General features: G+C 38.7%; 19 protein-coding genes. All 19 read right to left on the reverse strand.

The genetic code is table 11. The annotated features are described in order from the left end of the window. Positions 1–8: 8 nt before the first annotated feature. The 19 genes from MKS83_RS06130 to glp all read right to left on the reverse strand — a co-directional run bounded on the left by MKS83_RS06130 (position 9) and on the right by glp (position 15,160). Positions 9–629: an ATP-binding cassette domain-containing protein gene (locus MKS83_RS06130; RefSeq protein WP_042721887.1), complete on the reverse strand. Its 621-nt coding sequence runs from the start codon at positions 627–629 to the stop codon at positions 9–11. Further along, positions 626–1,309 carry a molybdate ABC transporter permease subunit gene (gene modB / locus MKS83_RS06135; RefSeq protein WP_042721886.1) on the reverse strand — a complete coding sequence of 228 codons (684 nt, stop codon included), beginning with the start codon at positions 1,307–1,309 and terminating at the stop codon, positions 626–628. The genes MKS83_RS06130 and modB overlap by 4 nt, the downstream gene beginning before the upstream one ends. Beyond that, complete coding sequence (gene modA / locus MKS83_RS06140; protein ID WP_240582426.1) at positions 1,310–2,062, reverse strand: molybdate ABC transporter substrate-binding protein; 753 nt, start codon at positions 2,060–2,062, stop codon at positions 1,310–1,312. Between the two features lie 151 nt (positions 2,063–2,213). Beyond that, positions 2,214–2,438, reverse strand: coding sequence for a hypothetical protein (locus tag MKS83_RS06145; RefSeq protein WP_042721885.1), 225 nt, complete (start codon positions 2,436–2,438; stop codon positions 2,214–2,216). Positions 2,439–2,462: 24 nt separating this feature from the next. Next, on the reverse strand, positions 2,463–2,915 hold the full coding sequence (locus MKS83_RS06150; protein WP_042721884.1) for a hemerythrin domain-containing protein: 453 nt from the start codon (positions 2,913–2,915) through the stop codon (positions 2,463–2,465). A gap of 56 nt (positions 2,916–2,971) precedes the next feature. Further along, positions 2,972–5,215 (reverse strand): nitric-oxide reductase large subunit, encoded by a 2,244-nt coding sequence (locus MKS83_RS06155; RefSeq protein WP_042721883.1) that lies wholly within the window; start codon positions 5,213–5,215, stop codon positions 2,972–2,974. Positions 5,216–5,239: 24 nt separating this feature from the next. Then, entirely contained in the window at positions 5,240–5,956 is a 717-nt protein-coding gene (gene ric / locus MKS83_RS06160; RefSeq protein ID WP_042721882.1) for an iron-sulfur cluster repair di-iron protein, read from the reverse strand. A 65-nt stretch (positions 5,957–6,021) separates the two neighbouring features. Beyond that, on the reverse strand, positions 6,022–6,462 hold the full coding sequence (locus tag MKS83_RS06165; RefSeq protein ID WP_042721881.1) for a c-type cytochrome: 441 nt from the start codon (positions 6,460–6,462) through the stop codon (positions 6,022–6,024). Positions 6,463–6,480: 18 nt separating this feature from the next. Next, entirely contained in the window at positions 6,481–7,044 is a 564-nt protein-coding gene (locus MKS83_RS06170; RefSeq protein ID WP_042721880.1) for an SCO family protein, read from the reverse strand. Between the two features lie 16 nt (positions 7,045–7,060). Beyond that, positions 7,061–7,882: a formylglycine-generating enzyme family protein gene (locus tag MKS83_RS06175; RefSeq protein WP_042721879.1), complete on the reverse strand. Its 822-nt coding sequence runs from the start codon at positions 7,880–7,882 to the stop codon at positions 7,061–7,063. Between the two features lie 70 nt (positions 7,883–7,952). Continuing rightward, a complete protein-coding gene (nirK, locus tag MKS83_RS06180; protein ID WP_042721878.1) occupies positions 7,953–8,987 on the reverse strand; it encodes a copper-containing nitrite reductase in 1,035 nt (344 codons plus the stop codon). Between the two features lie 122 nt (positions 8,988–9,109). Further along, complete coding sequence (locus tag MKS83_RS06185; protein ID WP_042721877.1) at positions 9,110–9,541, reverse strand: RrF2 family transcriptional regulator; 432 nt, start codon at positions 9,539–9,541, stop codon at positions 9,110–9,112. 79 nt (positions 9,542–9,620) lie between these two features. Then, positions 9,621–10,577, reverse strand: a complete 957-nt coding sequence (locus MKS83_RS06190; protein ID WP_042721876.1) for a DUF438 domain-containing protein — start codon at positions 10,575–10,577, stop codon at positions 9,621–9,623. Positions 10,578–10,692: 115 nt separating this feature from the next. Further along, positions 10,693–11,598 carry a bifunctional molybdenum cofactor biosynthesis protein MoaC/MoaB gene (gene moaCB, locus MKS83_RS06195; protein ID WP_042721875.1) on the reverse strand — a complete coding sequence of 302 codons (906 nt, stop codon included), beginning with the start codon at positions 11,596–11,598 and terminating at the stop codon, positions 10,693–10,695. A gap of 3 nt (positions 11,599–11,601) precedes the next feature. After that, positions 11,602–12,042 (reverse strand): molybdenum cofactor biosynthesis protein MoaE, encoded by a 441-nt coding sequence (locus tag MKS83_RS06200; RefSeq protein WP_240582427.1) that lies wholly within the window; start codon positions 12,040–12,042, stop codon positions 11,602–11,604. Then, on the reverse strand, positions 12,029–13,123 hold the full coding sequence (locus MKS83_RS06205; RefSeq protein WP_123263083.1) for a ThiF family adenylyltransferase: 1,095 nt from the start codon (positions 13,121–13,123) through the stop codon (positions 12,029–12,031). The genes MKS83_RS06200 and MKS83_RS06205 overlap by 14 nt, the downstream gene beginning before the upstream one ends. 14 nt (positions 13,124–13,137) lie before the next feature. Continuing rightward, positions 13,138–13,371: a MoaD/ThiS family protein gene (locus MKS83_RS06210; protein WP_042721872.1), complete on the reverse strand. Its 234-nt coding sequence runs from the start codon at positions 13,369–13,371 to the stop codon at positions 13,138–13,140. Beyond that, on the reverse strand, positions 13,361–13,951 hold the full coding sequence (locus MKS83_RS06215) for a molybdenum cofactor guanylyltransferase (protein ID WP_120231272.1): 591 nt from the start codon (positions 13,949–13,951) through the stop codon (positions 13,361–13,363). Before MKS83_RS06215 ends, MKS83_RS06210 begins: the two co-directional genes overlap by 11 nt. A gap of 12 nt (positions 13,952–13,963) precedes the next feature. Next, the gene (gene glp, locus MKS83_RS06220; RefSeq protein WP_240582428.1) at positions 13,964–15,160 is read right to left on the reverse strand and encodes a gephyrin-like molybdotransferase Glp; all 1,197 of its coding nucleotides are present in this window, start codon (positions 15,158–15,160) and stop codon (positions 13,964–13,966) included. Positions 15,161–15,167 lie beyond the last annotated feature (7 nt).

Consider the following 15,167-nt stretch of genomic DNA (forward strand, 5'->3'; position numbering starts at 1 on the left):
CATTATTTTCATTTAATCATCAATTTTCTACACGGAAAAGCACTGAGTTCCTCTTCGCTATGATTGGTCATAAAAACCGTCGCTCCATTATTTTGATGTTCAACGATCTCCGTCATCATTATTTTTCTCATTAAAGGATCCACTGCGGAAAGCGGTTCATCAAGGAGAATGATCTCAGCATCCTGAACCAAAGCTCTTGCCAATGCAATCCTCTGCTGTTGCCCTCCTGAAAGTTTTGATGGGAAAACATTTTCAAAGTTTTTAAGGTTAAATTTTTCCAGTAAACGATCGATTTTTTCAGTGTTTTTTTCCTTCTGTGCAAAAGTAATATTCTGTCTTACCGTCATATTCGGAAACAAAGCATAATTCTGAAACATCAATGCTGTATTACGTTTTTGCGGAGGAAGAAAAATCCGGTTTTCAGTATCCAATACCGTTTCGTTGTTGATGTTAATCACCCCAAAATTCGGAGTAAGCAATCCTGCCATGATCTTAAAAAACACAGTCTTTCCAATCCCCGAATCTCCGGAAACGTGTATAATCCCACCTGTTTCCAGCTGTTCATTAACCTCTAACATTTTACTTCCCGAAGAGGTAAAAATCTGATGTTTTAGGTGGATCTCAATCATCGGAAAGTTGTAAAGTTAATTTTGCGGTTAATACTGTAAATCAGAAGCAAGATTAAAAAAGACAGTATGAAAAGGACAAATGCATACTTATTGGCTGCTTCAAAATTAAGTGCCTGAACCTGATCGTAAATAGCCACTGAGGCAATTCTTGTTTCCTTCGGAATATTTCCTCCCACCATGATCACAATCCCGAATTCCCCTATACAATGCGCAAAAGTGAGCGCAATAGCTGTAATAACGGAAGTCTTTATATTGGGGATAAGCACGCGGAAAAGGGTAACCAATTTTGATTTTCCCATCGTGTAGGAAGCTTGTCTAAGTTCATCAGGCAACGCTGAAAATCCATTCTGTAAAGGCTGGATCATAAACGGAAGGTTAGCAATAATACTCGACACAACAATTCCATTGAACGAAAAAGCCAACCGGACATCGAAACATTCCTGAAGATATTTCCCGAACGCATTTTCCGGACTGAAAGCCACCAAAAGATAATATCCCATTACGGTAGGAGGCAGTACCATTGGCATACAAATAAGAGTTTCCAGAACAAATTTCAGCTTGAAACGGGAATAGGTGAGCCAATATGCCACAGGAATTCCTATGATGATCAGTATCAAAGTGGTCACCAATGCTAATTTTCCTGTTAGGAATAATGTGTAGATAAATTCCTGATCTAGCATTTAGTGTCGTATTTCAGTTTGGTATCCGTATTTTTGCCAGATCTGTGCTGTTTTTCGGCTTCTTATAAAATCAAAGAACTGCTTGGCTTCTGTCTGTTTTTTTCCTTTCAGCAGGATGCCGCTTTGTGGGATTGAAGCTGCTTCGTTCTCCGACAAGAGATAATAATTCCCTTTAGCTTTCATTTCTTTGCTCATAGCTGTAGAAAGGGCTATAAAAGCGAGATCAGCATTCCCTGTAGCGGCAAATTGTGCAGCCTGACCAATGTTTTCCGCCCAGACTATTTTGTGTTCGATCTTTGGATAGATTCCTGTATTTTTCAAAGCCTGAACGGTATTTTTCCCATATGGAGCCAATTCAGGATCAGCAATTGCGATTTTTTTTATTTCGGGGTTCAATGATGTTTGCAAACCTTCTGAAAGATCAAATGCCGAGCTCCACATCGCTACTTTTCCTAATGCATATATTTCGGCTTTACCGAAATTCCTGTTTTCGTTTTTAATTTTCTCTATGAAAGAGGAATCTGCGGAGAGAAAGAGATCAAAGGGTGCTCCATTGACGATCTGCTGAGTCAATAATCCTGAAGATCCGAAGGTAAGTTCTATTTTTTTACCGGGATTTTCCGTTATATAAAGTTTTTTTAATTCTTCCAGAACATCTCTGAGGTTAGCCGCTGCTGCAACAGAAACAAATGAATTTTGTGTGCTATTTTTCTGATGGCCAGATTCTTTTTTACAGCCAAAAAAAAGTAACAAAGTGAAAATGGTAAAAAATAAATGTCCGAATCGAATCAATCTGTCCATAAGTAGCACGAAAAGAAAGATTTATAATAAGATTTTCTTATCTCTTTTCAAAGATAAGGGTATAAGTTGAATTATTCAAATAACATTTCGTGAAAAATGAAGATTAATCCAGTTTTTTCAGGGTCATGCATTTTTCTTTTTCTCCTGTTTTTATCACAGAAATGTCAACATATTTTACCAATCGTTTGCTTGCCAATTCAAACTCTTTTGCCTTTTTATCAGCATATTCGTAGGTATACCCTACTCCCATCACCACTTTATGGCCGTTGCAGATCCCCATTGCCAAATAGAGGTACTCGCCTATTCCTGCCTGTTTATAAGTAGTCATACTGTTTAAAATTAATGATAAAAATCATTTCCAGAACTGATCCGGATAGTTGTCCTGCTCTTTCTGATGGATAAGGCTCAGTTTGTTTCCTATTTCCGTCATTTCATCATCTGATAAATGGTTTTCCAGATGTGGAAAATACATTCGTTCTTCAAAACGTATATGCCCGCTCAAAGCATCTGCAAAATCTTCTAAAAGTCTGGGATTCTGAGATTGATTCACAGTATTAATCAGCTTTCTTATTTCAGAATGTTCTTTCTGCATCTGAAACTGAAGGCTTTCATTTTCCGGTTCCGGCAATACGGTATCCTCTATTTCAAAATGTTTGCTCAGGCTTTCCTGCCAAAAATAGTTGATATATTTTTTGATCCTGTCGTAAGTAATATTCTTTCTAACCCCTTCACGGATCTTCCAGCTGCACAACAATCCGAAATGATGATCTCTTGATAGTGGTACTAAATTTTCATTCCTTTTCATATCTTCAAATTTTAAAAAGAACTGCCGCCTTTCAGCAGCAGCTCAAGTTGATTATATTATCTCTTTTCTTTTAATGACCATCCTGTTTTAAGTCCGATAATGAAAATGACGATCAACAGTTCTCCCACAGCAAGCAACACATCCCCGGGAACGCGCAGCCAGCGTAAGGTATGCATCATATCGGTTTGCATGAATTCTGCGGAACGGGCATACCAATATCCTTCTTTAATAGATGCAACAGACTGCATGATGCCGATAGGAAGTAAACTGATGGTAACCATGACCAATAAGCCGATGTTGGTAAGCCAGAATGCCCATCCAATGAGTTTATCATTCCAGTGCCTGTCCGGATACAATCCACGCAATACAAACATCATCAATCCGATTCCTAAAATTCCGTACACTCCGAATAATGCAGCATGACCATGTACAGCTGTTGTATTCAAGCCCTGAATATAGTATAGCGCAATCGGCGGATTAATCGCAAATCCAAAGATCCCTGCTCCTAAGAAATTCCAGAAACACATAGCAATGAAGCAGTAGATCGGCCATTTGTAAGCTCTGATCCATTTTGTGGATTTACTGATCTTATAATTTTGCCATGCTTCAAACCCAATCAATACCAACGGAACAATTTCCAATGCACTGAATGTAGCTCCTAAAGCCAATACTGCGGTAGGTGTAGCACTGAAATACAAGTGGTGGAATGTTCCTAAGATACCCCCTGCAAGGAAAATAATGGTAGAGAACAATACGGCATTGGTAGCGGATTTTAATCCTAATAATCCCAATCTTGTAAATAAGAATGCTGCTACAACGGTTGCAAATACTTCAAAGAAACCTTCTACCCAAAGGTGTACGACCCACCATCTCCAATATTCGGCAATTGCCATGTGTGTTTGTCTTCCGTACATTAATCCTGCTCCATAGAACAATGCGATCGCTACTGCAGAAAGCGTGAATAAAAGTAGTAAATGTCTGTTGGCATCTTTTTTCTTCAAGGCAGGTAATAAGGCTCTGATCATCAATACCAACCACAAAATAAGCCCAACCAATAGTAAAATCTGCCATACTCTACCCAATTCTACATATTCGTATCCGGAATGTCCCCAAAGGAAATTATCAACATAACCTAATTTCTGCATTACTCCGAACCATTGTCCTGCCAATGAACCTAAAACCACGATCAGCAATGCCCCGAATAAAACATTCACCCCAAGTACCTGATATTTTGGTTCGTATCCTGAAACGGCAGGTGCAATATATAATCCTGTTGCCAACCATGAGGTTGCAATCCAGAAAATAGCCAGCTGAACATGCCAGCTTCGGGAAATGGATTGTGGCAGGATCTCATCCAGCGGAAATCCATAGAAAGCACTTCCTTCTACCCCGTAATGTGCGGTAACTACCCCTGCAAGCATCTGAACCAGGATCAGAAGAGCAACAACCCAGATATATTTTAACGTAGCCCTCATGGAAGGAGTTGGCTTCATATTTCTTAAAGGATCTTCCAACGGAAGTTTCTCGCTGAGTTCTTCTTCTTTATGACGGGCATGATAAAATACAAGTAAACCTACACAACCCAACAGCATCAGGACACTGAAACCTGACCATAAGTGCAATGAAGGCGGCGGAATATTACCGATCATCTCATCATGAGGCCAGTTATTGGTATATGAAACCTCATCGCCGGGACGATCTGTGATACAAACCCACGCTGCCCATGAGAAGAAGGCATTCATTTTTGCCATTCTTTCGGGAGTCTTCACTGTATTTTTCGGAATAGCGTATTGATCTCTCAGCTTTGCCATTTCCGGATCATCCATGAATATTTTTGCATAATACTTAGCCAGTTCTGCCTGTACTTTAGCACGTTCCGGACTGATCACAATGGTGTTTGTGGCTTCGTCCAACGTATTTTTGCGGATTTCTTTTTTCAGAAGAACCTTGTATTTCGCCTGTTCATCGTCGGATAAATCTTTATAAACTTTTCCATCTTTTTTAGCCAGTTCTTCCAGAAGAAGAAGTGATTCGCGGTGAAGATAGTCGGCACTCCAGTCAGGCGCGATGTATGCTCCGTGTCCCCATATACTTCCAACGGTCTGTCCCCCGATAGATTGCCAAACATTTTGTCCGTCTTTGATGTCCTGTCCGGTTGCTATAATGGTACCATCTGTAGTTACAATTTTGTCGGGAACCGGCGGAATCTTTCTGTAGATCTCCACGCCATAGAAAATAAGTACCGCAAAGGAACCCAGAATGACCGCCGTGAGCCAGATCCATAATTTTTTAGGTGTCATATACTCAATTTTTAATGTTGTACTTTACTGAAATTCTTTTTCCAGTTTAATTGCTTTCGGGAAAAGGATGTTATTTTCCAGATGAATGTGCTTGTGAAGATCATTTTCAAAATCCTGAAGCATTGAGAAAGTTACTCTATATGTGTTGCAGGCATCAGCCGGAGGAGTGTATTCATCAGTAAGTTCTGCAATCTTTCTCAGTCTTTCCCCTTCTACGGTGTGTTCATGCTTCATCATGTTCACCGGATTTTCCACTGTTCCGAATGGCGGCTGTGGAATTGCACTTCCGTCAATCTGTGCTTTAACCATGTTTTTAATGAATGGGAAAAGCATAAGTTCTTCTTTCTTCATGTGTGCTCCCAGATCCTGTGCAGAAGCATCAAACAGCTCTCTGATCTCAAACAGTTCGGGATGACTTCCACCATGTACCTTACAAAGCTTGTCTAAAAATGCCTGAAGAACAGGTGTTTTCTCTTCCACGTAGCGGTGATGTGTCTTCTCTACATAATCTGCGAGTAAATCTAATGGCCAACTGTTGAAATCAATAGAATTGTCATCTCTTTTTGAAAGGTTTTCTATTTCTTCGTAGATGGGTTCTGTATCGATCTTTCTGTTTTCGCAGGCTTCTTCGATGGTTCTGCCTCCTTTGCAGCAGAAATCGATTCCGTACTTTTTGAATATTGCAGCAGTTCTAAAATCTTCCGCCACTATTTCGCCTATAAAATCTGTCTTTATATTCATAATTTAATACTTTTTTATCTTTTATTGTTTTAAAATTTTTTTGTTTTTTTTAAGGATTTATATTCTTATGATTTTTTTAATGAAAGAATATATTTTACCATTTTCTGTGCATTTTCTTTACTCATTCCGGCATGTGGTGTCATAGGAATATCTCCCCAAACGCCTTTACCTCCGTCAATGATTTTCTGTGCAAGCCGATCAATATCTGCTTCTGTATATTTAGCAGCCACTTCCTGATAAGCAGGACCTACTAACTTTGAGTCTAGCTTATGACAACCAAGGCAGTCTGTACCTTCCACCAATGATTTTCCTTCTGCAATTTCAGCTTCAGGACCGCTTGCTGCAGCTGTGGATGTAATCTCTGAAGAGTCTGCCGGTTTAGGTTCATCAAGCATTATATTGGATTCTGTAGCGTTTGTTGTATCTGTTGCTACTGTTTCTTTTTTGTCTGAACAAGCGGTGATGCTAAGTGATAACAGTAATGCTGCTAATAATAATTTTTTCATTGTTAAATACTTTTCGGATTATAATTCTAATTGTTTTTTGATTTCTTTTACAAGGGCTTCATTATCATTTCCTAAGCCCTCTTTCTGGAAAGCGAGTATTCCTTCTTTAGAATAGACACTGATGATATTGGAGTGAGAAAATTCTATCGGTGAAATTTCTTTATACTTCACAGCCATGATATTAGCCAATTCCCTTGTTTCTGCTTCTGTACTTCGGATGAAAGTCCATTCATCATCCTTAAATTTATTGATTTCCATATAGGCTTTCATAACTTCCGGCGTGTCTGTTTCAGGATCGATAGAGATCAAAACATATTGGATGTCATCACTGTCTACTTTTCCTACCATTTTAGAAATGTTTCTCATTTCATCAGCCAGTCTGGGGCAAGCCGTTTTGCATGAGGTAAAGATCATGGTGGTAACAATTACTTTTCCCTGGAAGTCGGAGAAGGTTATTTTACTTCCGTCCTGTTTTTCCCATTCAGAAGCCAGATTGTATATGGAATCAGGTTTCAAAGGTTCGTTTTTTTTGCTGCAGGAGAATAAAACCAGTGCCAACAAAAAATATAATAGACTTTTCATTTTATTTAAACTTTAATTAATCTTTCGCACATCTAAATCCAAGGTTGTTGAGACAGTAATCGGCTTTCAAGCTTCCTCTGAGTGCATACCGGACAAATGCCGCATAATTTCTGAGATCCGCTGATGTAACTGCCGCGCCTGCACAGAACATAGATTCGTTGGTGGTATTATCTTTTCTGGATTCCCCGCTCATCATCACCGAATTGAAATCATAGGTCCATTCCCACACCATTCCGTACATATCATAAACACCGTAATAATTAGGTTGTGAATGCTTTACAGGCTGTTTGCTTTTTTCTTTTTTCTGATAGGATTTCAATATAAATTCTGTAAACTCCGGCTTTTGGGAAGCATCTTTGGAATCTCTGTCCGCAAGTGCTGTATATTCCCATTCATCTATTGTCGGAAGTCTTTTCCCTACACTTTCGGCATACGCTTTTGCGGCATACCAGGAAACATTGGTGACAGGCGTTTCCGGACCTAAGTTTTCAGGAATTTCAAAATCGCTCTTCCAGTTTTTCAGATAGGTTGTATCTGCATATAGTCTTAGGATCTTACTTTTGGCCCATTGGGGATTTTTCTTCAGGAATTCGAGATATTCTCCATTGGTAACAGGACTTTCGTCAAGATAAAATGTTTTAACTTTTACGATTCTCCCTGAATCTTTACCAATAAAGGCTTTATACGTTCCCCCATCTATTTTTACCATTTTTTTTGAGCTGGAGACTTTGTTCGGATGGTGTTGAACGTGGGGCTTCGTATCAGAAACATCGCGGTGACCGGAACAGGAAACCTGACTGATAACAATTATAAAAAATATTACTAATACACCTTTCATGATTTCCCTTTTTATAATCCCCAATGAGACCTAAGTAATAACACCCTTTCAACTATATATTTACTTTAATTTAATTTTTCTTATAAATGGCCGGATTTTCAGGACCCGTCACTTTTATTTTTCCCAAAGCTCCTTTATTGAATGCTCTGAAAATGGCATGGTCTACGATCACATATTCTCCCGGAACGGTTGCTTTAAATTCTACGATTGTAGCTCCTCCCGGTGGAATCAAAGTAGTTTGTACATCTTCATTGATCTTGCTTCCTCCTTCTATGTATACTTTGTCAAAGATCTCACCGATAACGTGGAAAGAAGAGGTAAGGTTGGGTCCTCCGTTTCCTACATAAAAACGAACTGTTTCTCCAACTTTAGCCTGAAGTTCCCCTTTACCTAGCAAAGCACCTGTATGTCCGTTGAACACTACATATTCAGGATGTTCTGCAATGGCTTTGTCCATATCAAATTCCTGTAATCCTTTATCCCCGAATTTTCCTTTGGTGTAGAAATCTCCTTGCATGATGTAAAACTCCTTGTCTACTTTCGGTAAACCTCCTTCCGGTTCGATAAGGATCAAACCGTACATTCCGTTGGCGATATGCATTCCTACAGGTGCTGTTGCACAATGATAGACATACAGTCCGGGATTCAAGGCTTTAAAATTGAATACTTTCTCTGTTCCTGGTGCTACAAATGTGGCTTCTGCTCCTCCTCCGGGACCGTTCACGGCATGAAGGTCTATGTTATGAGGAAAATTGCTGTTTTCATTGTTTTTAAGGTGAAGCTCGATCTCATCTCCTACTCTTGCGCGGATAAAACTACCGGGAACTGTTCCGTTGAATGTCCAGAAGTTATATTGCGTTCCATCTGCCAATTCACCGACTTTTTCAATAATTTCCAGTCTTACAATGACTTTTTTGGCAGCTCTCTCTCCTACAGGAGCAGGTACATAAGGCGGAGCAACCAGTTTTTGTTCTTCTGATGAACCGTCTGTAGCTATTTTTTCGGCATCCGCTGTTTTATCTGTGGCAGCGGATGGATTTTGTTTGCATGAATTCATACTGATGAACGCAGACAAAACGGCAGTGATGAAGATGGATTTTTTCATTTTGATTGGTTTACGTTTTTTGGCTTAAAATAATTTTATTCAATTTAACAAGATATAAATACCTTTTAGTGTTTTATTTGTCACTGCTTAAAACTTGATTTTAATTGATTCTGATAAATATTTTATTTTTTTAAAAAAGTCAGTTTCAAATCTAAGTTCTTGACAAACATTCTGATCTTGGAGTTTTCCAGCATATCTCTTATTTCTTTACGGATATGTTTGAAATCATTATGGATAGGACAAGGATGATCTTCCGAGCATTCTCTGAGTCCTAAACCACAACCTGAAAAAAGTTTGTCTCCGTCTATCTCTCTTACAATATCTGCTATAGATTGCTCGAGGTTATTTTCATCCATATAAAAACCACCGTTGGGTCCTTTTGCAGATTGTACAAAACCTTTTCTGCTGAGTTCCTGTAGTATTTTGGCAATGAAATACTCCGGGGAATCTATTCCTGATGAAATATCTTTGATCCCTACTCTGCTTCCGTCCTTGGACTTCTGCGCGATGAAGATCAGTGCACGAATGGCGTATTCACAGGTTTTAGAAAACATTTGTTATTTTTATATTACAAAGATATATATTCGAATTTATATAAAAGAGTTTTTGGTATTTTATTTTTCATGATAATTATCACTCCCATTCCAAAAGTCTTCTTTCTCCCTCGATCTTTTTGATCCCCGAAATATCCTGAGACATTTCGATAACCCCTCGATAGTTCTTCTGTGCGTCTCTTACGGCAAAATATCGTACATAGATTAGCTTGTCACGATAATTGAACCAGAACGATGCTTCATTTTGCTCTCCTTTTCTGAAAGCTTCCAATATTTTCAGAACGGTATCCACACTTTTCGGAGGATGGCAAAAACGCACTTCTCTTCCGATAATTCCTGCACTTCTCGGGAAAACACGAATGTCTCCACGGTTATAGAAAATCACTCTGTCGTTTTCATCCACATAGGTAAGATCCAGCGGCAATGTTCTGAATAAAAGATTCACCTGTTCCACTGTCATATATCCTTCATCAAAGTGTGATGCATTTTCATCAAAACTAACATCGGTTCTTATGGTTTTATCTTCGGAAGGATGTACATACTGCTCTTCTTCCGGATATTTTGCGGGTGGCTGACTCAGCATCCAGCCGATTTCATCTTCGCCTTCTCTCATTTTTATCCATTCTTCATCGGTAAGGATCTCCATTGCATTCGGGAAGAGAACCATTTTTTCCACCTGCATCAGATTTCTTAAGTTCTGACCCGCATATTCTATGTTTTGTTTTGCGGAATCCAGATCTTTTTCTTCAATATTTTTTCTGATGATCCTGAAAATATCCCGGATCGTATCATGGAAAGACCACATATTTCTGGAAGGTCCGGTCCACCTTTTTTGCTCCAGAAAAGGAAACAGTTGATTTTCTTTTCGCTCAAATCTCCTCTCAACGGTTGACAAGTGGTTGAAAAGGTTATAAAATTTCTGAAATTCTTCCTTCGGATCTGTTTGAAGCAATTCTTCCAGTAATGTATCGATCAGCTCCTCTTCCACCAGATAAGTGTGAACGGGATGTCCTGCTTTTAATTGATTTTTATCCATTTTAGTTTTAATAGAATATTAATACCTTTTTATCTTTTATAGAACAAAGGTAAGATTTCAACTTCAATTAAAAGAGTTTTTTATCTTTTATTATACTGATTTTTATCAGCAATCTTTAATGCTTTCCGCCGTTCAGTATTTTATAGATGTGCAGAATCCCCGGGAATATAGAATCCATCGACTCTTCGGCTCCTTTTGTTGAGCCTGGAAGTGCGATCACCAGAGTATCACCGATCATCCCGGCAAGACTTCTCGATAACATCGAATAAGGAGTTCTTTGCTGACCATAATTTCTGATCGCTTCGGCAACTCCGGGAATTTCTCTGTCCAACAACGGACGAACAGCTTCGGGAGTGACATCTCGTTTCGAAAGCCCGGTTCCGCCTGTAATCATTACCAACGAGATTCCGTCTTCTGCATACAGCCTGATCTTGCTCTGGATCTCAGCAATTTCATCAGGAATAACCACATAATCATTAATGTTTACCTTATTTTTCTCAAGGGATGAAATAATGGCTTTTCCTGCTTTATCTTCTTTTTTACCTTCAAAAATACTGTCCGAACACACAATTACAGATGCTATGATCCCTTCACCGGAATCTTTGATATCGGATTTTCCGCCTTTTTTCTCAAGCAGCCTGATGTTTTTGATCTCAATGTTTTTATCGATCGGTTTCAGCATATCATACATGGTAAGGGCAACGATTGAAGCGGAATGCATCGCCTCCACTTCTACCCCGGTTTTATAGATCGTATGAATTTCTGAAGTGATATGAATATCCAAATCCATAATCTCAAACTGAATAGAGGTATATTCTATAGGAAGCGGATGACAGTCCGGAATAACATCACTCGTTTTTTTGGCTGCGAATAAGCCTGCTGTTTTGGACATTTCAAAAACATTTCCTTTCGGAACTTTTTGATTCACAATAGCATCGATCGTCACCTGTGAACTGACGCTGACAACGGCTTCTGCAATAGCTTTCCTGAGTGTATTTGTTTTATGTGTGATATTAACCATACTTTATTGTTTATTTTCTTTCCAGGAGTGAGATTTATCCTCCAAAATTTCTTTTCCCCACAACGGAACTTCCTTTTTGATCCTGTCCACCATTTCGTCACATGCATTGATGGCTTCCTTACGATGTGGAGCTGAAGTAAACACAAAAAGACAGATCTCCCCCACTTTGATGTTTCCCAATGAATGATAGATGTGAGTGCAGGTAAGTCCGTATTTGGTTATGATCTCTTCACGGATTTCATGGGCTTTTTCCACTGCCATCTCCTGATAAGCTGTGAATTCTATAGATTCAACTTTCTTATCATTGATTTTGTCTTCCCGAACCTGACCCAGGAATATGCTATGAGCACCAATACTTGTTTTTACCGTGTGTTTAGCAATACTTTCGGCAACGAATGCAGGATCAATAGGACCTTCTATAAATATATTCTTAATTTTTTTCATGATAAACTGATTTTGCTCCGGTCGGAAAATGCCTGATCTCTTTTTCCGGAAAATAAGTTTTTGTGATCTCCACCGCTTTTTTGCTTCGGATTCCTGAGGCGCAAATGAAACAGATGTTTTGATAGGATTTTAATGATTGTAAATGTTGTTCAAGTGATGCCAATGGAATTTCCAGAGCGTTTAAAGCTTTCAATCTCGGTTGTTCTTCAGTTTCTCTTACATCAATAAGAACACTGTTTTTCTGATTCAGAAATTCTTCTAAAGCTGAATGCGAGCTGATGTCATCACCTTTATGGATATTACAGAATACATCATAATTGAAATTTTTGAATTCCTCTATGGTTTTCGGTCCTGATCTTTCTTTATTTTCAGTAAAAGTCATTTTCAGAGACTGGTAATTTTTGGTATTAAAGATCAGTAACTCATGTACCAAAACCTCATCTGAGCCGATCAGCAATTTGATGACTTCATTAGCCTGAAAAGTACCAATAACGGATGAATGGGACGGCAAAACTCCTGCTTCATTACAGTTCGGAACTTCATTAGGATTTGGCGGTATCGGAAAAAGATCCCGGTATTGTGTCACCGAATTTACTTTTTCAACATTGAAAACCGCCACTTGACCTTCATATCTGAAGATAGAAGCATACACCAAAGGTTTTTTCAAAAGAAAACAGGCATCATTCAATAAGTATCTTGTCGTAAAATTATCGGTACAATCTACGATCACATCAAAATTATGGATCAATGAAAGAACATTTTGTGTGGTGACCAGCTCCTGAAAAGCGACTATTTCGGTTTCAGAATTCATGGTATTCAAATGTTCGAGGGCTGCAACGACTTTTGGAGTTCCCACATCTTGCTCGTCATATAAAAGCTGACGGTGAAGATTGTGCAGATCTACTTTATCAGAATCTGCTATTCCTATCACTCCGATTCCTGAAGAGACCAAAATCTGGAGAACAGGGCATCCCAATCCGCCTGCTCCAACCACTAAAACTGATGAACGGGCAAGCTTTTCCTGTGCTTCAACCCCAAAATTCGGAAGTATAATCTGTCTGCTATATCTGTTTATATTCATGGTAATGTATTTTTTTAACCTCCTGAGTAGGGAGGTAATAATGCAATTTCTGCTTCACCTGAAATCAAGTGCTGGTTTTCTGCTTTCACTCCATTCACAACGACTAAAAAAGTAGTTTTCCCCAATTCAGGAAATTTTTCGAACAATTGCGATCTGAGTTCAGCAACACTGGCTGTATTGTGCAATGGAAGATCATATTCTTCTACTTTAAAGATGTCTGTGAGTTTGCCAAATATTTTAAGTTTCATCTGTCCTGATTTTAAGTAATTCTAATTTATTTATCATACGTTCTGCCTCCCAAAAGCTTTCCGGTGTATTGATATTCAAAAACTGTGGTCTAAAGGATTCATCATACTGAATATAATGAGCATCTTGCTGTTCCAGAAATCGGGTCATTCTCAGGCGGTCATTCTTAATTGAATTTGCTAAAACATCAAGAACCACATAAGGATAAATGCCTAAAACCGGATATACTTTACCTTCACATTCCGCGATACTGATCTTATTTTCTGCTCTTCTTTGAAGAATATCTTTCATCAATTCCGTAGAAACAAAAGGCATATCGCAGCTACATACGAAAATATCTTCCTGACAGTGCTCTAAAGCAGACCGAATTCCTTCCATAGGACCTTTTTGCTCATATCGATCCTTAATCACATTCATTGGAACAGGATCACCTGAACGGTTTCCGGAAATAAAAACCTCATCGAATACTTTCGCCAAATTATCCACAACATGTTGTATCATCGTTTTTCCACTCATCTTCATGAGGGCTTTATCCTGTCCCATTCGGGAACTTTTACCACCCGCTAAAACAACTGCTTTCATTTCTGATCATTTTCAAATCCTCCAGATCTTTATTTTTTCACCAGGATTTATTTTGGTTATATTTTCAGGAAATTCAACCAGACAGTTTGCCTGTGCCACAGAATTCATTTTGTATGATTCCTGACCATTGAGGATATGCACTTTTCCCTGGGAATACCAAGCTTTTAAAAACTGTGTCTGCTCACTGCTTTTTTTCATTACGAAAGATTCTGAAACCGCCACATCCTGACTTTCATTAAGGTTCTTTCTTCCGAAACATCCCAGTACAAACGGTTTTACATACTGATGGTAACAGGAAAATACAGATGCTGGATTTCCCGGTAACGCAAAAACAAATTTTTCGTTAAATTTCCCGAAGAATAAAGGTTTTCCTGGCTTTTGTCTTACTTTATAAAACAATTCCGTAACACCCAGTTTTTCCAGAGCAGGTTTTACATAATCATAATCTCCCACGGAAATTCCGCCTGTAATCAGTACAATATCTGCATTTTCAAAGGCTTCTTTAATCGCAGAAAAAGTTGTTTCTTGTCTGTCTTCGGCATGTTTTATGAAGGAAAATTGATGATTGATCTCCGCTAAAGCAGCCTGTAAAGTGTATGTATTGGAATTGTAAATTTCTCCATCGGATAAAGTTTTCCCAACTTCCACCAGTTCATTGCCGGTAAAAACAAGACCGATCTTTAACCGTTTATAAACCTTAACTTTTTCTATTCCAAATCCTGCCAGAAATCCGATCACTGAATGATTGATAAATGTGTTCTTTTCCACAATCACAGTTCCTTTCTCGGTTTGTGAAGCTTTGAGACGGATATGGTCCCCTTTTTTAATTTCATCTGTATTACATTGGATATAATCTCCGTTGCGGACTACTTTTTCCTGCATCACCACAGTATCTATACTTTCCGGAACCTTTGCCCCAGTAAAGACCCGTACAGCTTCTCCTTTACCTAAAATAGGGTCATTTGTTGAAATTCCTGCAGGAATTGTATTGGTAACTTTTAATTTGGTAGAATCTTTCAAATCATCAAAACGAAATCCATACCCATCCATCGCAGAATTATCGAAAGACGGCACATCTAAGGTCGCCATGATAGGTTCTGCCGTATAAAAACCCAAAGCTTCCAACAGAGGCAATATCATATTCTCTGTCGGGAAAATATGGTTCTCTATGATTTCTCTGGCTTCAGAAACACTTATGTATTGATTCATTCTGATT

It is taken from the genome of Chryseobacterium sp. Y16C, assembly GCF_022488405.1.
GTDB classification, from domain to species: domain Bacteria; phylum Bacteroidota; class Bacteroidia; order Flavobacteriales; family Weeksellaceae; genus Chryseobacterium; species Chryseobacterium geocarposphaerae.